This window comes from Chamaesiphon polymorphus CCALA 037, from assembly GCF_003003845.1.
Classification (GTDB): Bacteria; Cyanobacteriota; Cyanobacteriia; order Cyanobacteriales; family Chamaesiphonaceae; genus Chamaesiphon; species Chamaesiphon polymorphus.
Map to the genome: position 1 here is coordinate 1 of NZ_PVWO01000437.1, position 5,073 is coordinate 5,073.

Genomic DNA, 5,073 nt, shown 5'->3' on the forward strand with positions numbered 1-5,073 from the left:
GTAGGGGGCGGCGGTAAGACAGGGAGTGAACAAAGGAAGCTAGCGCACTCTTGGCAACTTGCGATTATTCTGGCCTAAATACAAGTACGAGTCATTAACTCGGTGGCTAATGACTCGTAACCTGGGGATCGTGCAGGGGATTATTCTTCGGTAGTGGTCGGACGGATTTGCTCTAACTCATGACATTCGTCAGAGACGAGCGGGTCGGTATTACCGCGATAGACAGAGGCTAATTTCTGGCTGATCGAAGCGATACTTTCGAGTCGAACCATTTCTTCCCACGCTGAGACCTCATCTTCTTCATCGGTCTCATAGCGGATCGTAACTAAATCGCCTTCGATATCGGTAATGCGCGCACGTTCGATCCACCGTTGTTGATCTCGCAAGAAAATACACACTTCCCGACCATCTTCACACATTTGATAAATCTTGCGGTGTAACATGGCTTACTCTCCTAAACAAATAAATCTGGCAGTGGAATGAGAATCTAGTCAGTCAGATTACTGGCGAGCTTGACTAGAGTAGCGTTCCCAAAATTAACTAGAAGCAATCGGTTTAGTTGAGGAACTTCATGCGGGCATTCAACCAAGAGGTGAGGATTGAATTTGTCGATGCTCTGGGGAAAATGAGTCGATATGAACTTGAGACAAAAGTCGAATCTGCCATTACTACTGGTGATAGTTCGCCTGCTTACATAGACTGTGACGACTCGATCGATATTATCGATCGTCGATCGTGTAGCCTATATAACTATAATACCCGTTTGCTCGTCTCTTTGCCTAAAACTTAGCGGCCAGTGAGCGGGGATTTGGAGATCTGCTTTTAAAGTGCCTCGATGCCTTGCCTAGTGCCAGATTTATACCACATACTCCCTAATAATCATATGTTTACCGTCACTAAACAGTCCCAGAGCGAACCTGTCTACGTCTTAAATGATACCGAAAGTCAGAGTTCTCTAACTATTTTCCCCGATCGCGGGGGGATTGCAACTAGTTGGCGGGTGGGCGATCGCGAGTTAATGTACTTAGATGCCGAGCGGTTTACCGATCCGAGTCTGAGCGTGCGGGGTGGATTTCCGATTTTATTTCCGATTTGTGGCAATTTGCCAGATAATGCTTATTCCATTGACGGCAAGCAGTACTCGCTCAAGCAACATGGTTTCGCGCGGGAGATGCCGTGGCAAGTCACTCACCAAGCTAGTACCGCCGATGCTAGTCTGACGATAACGTTAGAGAGTACTGATGCCACGCGCCAAGTGTATCCATTTGACTTTAGCGTCAGCTTTACCTATCGAATTCGCGGCAACGAGCTAGTCATCGACCAAACCTATACCAACAAATCGGCGACCCCGATGCCCTTTAGTAGTGGCTTACACCCCTATTTTGCCGCTCCCAACAAAGAGCATCTAACCTTTGAGATTGGAGCCGACAGTTATCAAGAAAAGCAAACGGGTGAAGTTCATCCCTTTGCGGGCAAGTTTGATTTTAGCCAAGCGGAGATCGATGCGGCATTTACCAACGTAGATAGCAACGTCTCTACCGCATCGGATGCTGGGCAAAATTTAAAGCTGACGATGACATCGAGCGACCAGTATCGGACGATCGTGTTTTGGACTGTGGCGGGCAAAGACTTTTACTGTCTCGAACCTTGGACTGGCCCTCGCAACAGTTTAAACACAGGTGTCGATCTGCTGCATGTGGCTCCAGGAGAGACTATGACTACCAATATTACCTTTACTGCGGAATTTACCTAAAATAAGGGTTGCGTAAATTCAGATCTACATGCTATCTTAGTAAAGGTCTGAATTACTTCAGGCGCAAATGGGACGCTAGCTCAGTGGTAGAGCATTCGGCTTTTAACCGACTGGCCCCGAGTTCGACCCTCGGGCGTCCCATATCCAAGACCAAAAATCGATCGAGTCAGCAATTTATCTGGCTCGATCGATTTTTTTGGCACTAAACCGCATAAAACCAGACACCACTGCGATTTTCCACTAATTTTATTGGCAGGGAGTATCGATACTCACAGATATTTGGTAAAGTATCCTTAGTTAAAAGTAAAAAATCGTTAAATTAACGCTCGACGAGCGAATTAATCTTAAAGATTTAAATTATAGGAGGAATTTCTAATGGCACTCGTCCCAATGCGGCTCATGCTGGATCACGCGGCTGAAAACGGCTACGGTATCCCAGCATACAACGTTAACAACATGGAGCAGATCCAAGCAATCATGCAGGCTGCTAACGAAACTGATAGCCCCGTGATTTTACAAGCATCTCGCGGCGCGAGAAGCTATGCTGGTGAAGCATTCCTGCGTCACCTAGTTTTAGCCGCAGTGGAAACCTACCCCAACATTCCCATTGCCATGCACCAAGATCATGGCAACAGTGCTGCAACTTGCTACTCGGCAATGAAACAGGGCTTTACCAGCGTCATGATGGATGGTTCCTTAGAAGCTGATGCCAAAACTCCAGCAAGTTTTGAATATAACGTTGATATTACCCGCAAAGTCGTCGAAGTCGCTCACGCGATCGGCGTTAGTGTAGAAGGCGAACTCGGTTGCTTGGGTTCTTTAGAAACTGGTATGGGTGAAGCTGAAGACGGACACGGTTTTGAAGGAGCTTTGTCTCACGACCAACTCCTCACCGACCCCGATGAAGCAGTACAATTTGTTGAAGCTACTGGCGTAGATGCGCTCGCAGTTGCGATCGGTACCAGCCACGGTGCTTACAAATTCACTCGCAAACCTACTGGTGAAATCTTGGCTATCAGCCGGATTGAAGAAATCCACAACAAACTCCCTAACACTCACCTCGTCATGCACGGTTCTTCTTCGGTACCCGAAGATTTACTCGCACTGATCAACCAGTACGGTGGTAAAATTCCTGAAACTTACGGTGTACCTTTAGAAGAAATCCAAAAAGGTATCAAATGCGGCGTTCGTAAAGTCAACATCGACACCGACAACCGTTTGGCAATCACCGCAGCAGTGCGCGAAGCTCTCTTCAGCAAACCTGAAGAATTCGATCCTCGCCACTTCCTGAAACCCTCGATCAAGTACATGCAAAAAGTATGTGCCGAGCGTTACACCGCTTTCTGGTGTGCTGGACAAGGTAGCAAAATCAAAACTGCTTCGCTCGAAGAGTTTGCAGCTAAATATGCTAAAGGTGTTTACCCAGCTCCTAAAGTTAAAGTTGGCGTCTAATTCTAATTAGTTAAATTAGGTTAGCAACATAAACCCGACTTCTAGACAGAAGTCGGGTTTATTGCATTGTAAAGGAGAATATGACTACACGACTAATACAGAGGCGCGCGTGCGGGTAGTGGTTAGTGAAGCAAATGGTTTAACTTCACCGTTAAATATCTCTACTAAAATTCGCTTTTTGGATGTAATTTTACCAGCACATAGTTCGTTCGAGCATGAAGTAACTGCTGATGAGTCGGTGTTTATATTAGCTGTGAAGGGATCTGGATTTATTGGCGATCGACAGGATGCGATCGAAGCTAATCGAGCGGCTTTATTTACACCTGAAGGTAATAATATTTATGCAAAAGCTGGATCTGAAGGTTTGCAGTATGTGCTTTGCATCAGTCAGTAATTTACTTTCTAGTGAATTTCTCAACATACTTACATAAAAGTAAGTACTTCCCAAAAAGTAATTAATAAGTATACCGTTGTAATTGAGTCAAATGCAAATTTACAGTGTAGGGCAAATAGCATGTCATCATTAACTGGAAAAGTCGCAATAGTTACCGCTTCATCGCGGGGAATCGGTCGATCGATCGCCTTGCGATTGGGACGAGATGGGGCAGCGGTAGTGGTTAACTATGTTGCTTCGCCAGAAAAAGCCGAAGCTGTAGTCACAGAAATTATTGCCAATGGCGGACGCGCGATCGCGATTCAGGGCAATGTGGCAGATCGAGCCGATGTAACTCGATTATTTGACGAGACAGAACAGCAATTAGGCGCGATCGATATTGTCGTCAATGTGGCTGGGGTATCGGTGTTTAAACCCCATGTGGAGTTGACTGACGATGACTTTGACAAGATATTTTCGGTCAATACCAAAGGTGCAATGTACGTGTTGCAAGCAGCCGCTACCCGCGTTAAAGATGGCGGACGGATCGTGCAGTTTTCAACAGGTGGAACGAAGATGCCACTCCCTGCGGCTGGACTCTATGCGGCAAGTAAGGCAGCAGGCGAACAATTTGCTTTTGCTTTAGCCAAAGAAATCGGGCATCGCCAGGTGACTGTGAATCTAGTTTCGCCTGGAGTTACCGATACAGATGGGTTGATTATGCCCCAGGAAGCAATCGACCATCTCATTACCCAAACACCGCTCGGACGATTGGGAAAACCACAGGATATCGCCGATGTGGTGGCATTCTTAGTAAACGACGATGCTCACTGGATGACCGGACAAAATTTGCAAGTCAATGGCGGCATTTTGTAGTTAATGTCAGTTTCTGCTCACGGAGACGCTACGCGAACGGGTTAAGGATATTTGCTCCGTTCCAGCACCGCAGTCGATGACTAACTTGAAGTTAGTCGACCGATCGACAATCCTTTTACAAATCGATCGTAAAAGGCGGACTTTGCCTTCCGAGTGGTGATTTTAATTGCTGTCCTAATCCATACCACTAATTCACAATTACAAATAAAATTTCATGGTAAATATTGCAATTATCTACTTTTCAGGAACCGGACATACCCATTTAATGGCAGAATCGATCGCCGCAGGTGTCCAAACAATTTCCGACACAAAAGTCCAATTACTCCGGATTACTGGCGAACAAATTATTAATGGCCGCTGGAAAGATGAAGTAATGATGGCTAGCTTAAATAGTGCGGATGCTATTATTTTTGGTTCGCCGACTTATATGGGTGGAGTTGCCGCGCAATTCAAAGCATTTGTGGACGGTGCTAGCAGTGTCTGGGTGCAACAGCTATGGAAAGATAAGATTGCAGGCGGTTTCACCCATTCTGGCGGTCTGAGTGGCGATAAACAAGGGACGCTAATTTATTTAGCAATTAATGCCGCTCAACATGCAATGATTTGGGTGGGTGGGGGT

At 46.1% G+C, this 5,073-nt stretch carries 7 protein-coding genes and 1 tRNA gene; 7 read left to right on the top strand and 1 reads right to left on the bottom strand.

Annotation, left to right across the window (positions count from 1 at the left end; all coding sequences use genetic code 11):
• Positions 1–140 precede the first annotated feature (140 nt).
• Entirely contained in the window at positions 141–443 is a 303-nt protein-coding gene (locus C7B77_RS23735; RefSeq protein ID WP_015159964.1) for a DUF6679 family protein, read from the bottom strand.
• A 128-nt stretch (positions 444–571) separates the two neighbouring features.
• Between C7B77_RS23735 and C7B77_RS23740 the strand changes: the two genes are divergently transcribed.
• The 7 genes from C7B77_RS23740 to C7B77_RS23770 all read left to right on the top strand — a co-directional run.
• Positions 572–790, top strand: coding sequence for a hypothetical protein (locus C7B77_RS23740; protein ID WP_106310736.1), 219 nt, complete (start codon positions 572–574; stop codon positions 788–790).
• Positions 791–883: 93 nt separating this feature from the next.
• Positions 884–1,753: an aldose epimerase family protein gene (locus tag C7B77_RS23745; protein ID WP_106310738.1), complete on the top strand. Its 870-nt coding sequence runs from the start codon at positions 884–886 to the stop codon at positions 1,751–1,753.
• Between the two features lie 69 nt (positions 1,754–1,822).
• Positions 1,823–1,894: transfer RNA gene (locus tag C7B77_RS23750), tRNA-Lys, on the top strand.
• 234 nt (positions 1,895–2,128) lie between these two features.
• Positions 2,129–3,205 carry a class II fructose-bisphosphate aldolase gene (fba, locus tag C7B77_RS23755; protein ID WP_015159961.1) on the top strand — a complete coding sequence of 359 codons (1,077 nt, stop codon included), beginning with the start codon at positions 2,129–2,131 and terminating at the stop codon, positions 3,203–3,205.
• A 61-nt stretch (positions 3,206–3,266) separates the two neighbouring features.
• A complete protein-coding gene (locus C7B77_RS23760; RefSeq protein ID WP_181243997.1) occupies positions 3,267–3,599 on the top strand; it encodes a cupin domain-containing protein in 333 nt (110 codons plus the stop codon).
• A gap of 120 nt (positions 3,600–3,719) precedes the next feature.
• Positions 3,720–4,454 carry an SDR family oxidoreductase gene (locus C7B77_RS23765; protein ID WP_106310742.1) on the top strand — a complete coding sequence of 245 codons (735 nt, stop codon included), beginning with the start codon at positions 3,720–3,722 and terminating at the stop codon, positions 4,452–4,454.
• A gap of 214 nt (positions 4,455–4,668) precedes the next feature.
• Positions 4,669–5,073 (top strand): flavodoxin family protein (locus C7B77_RS23770; RefSeq protein ID WP_106310744.1); only part of this gene is annotated, 405 nt, incomplete at its 3' end.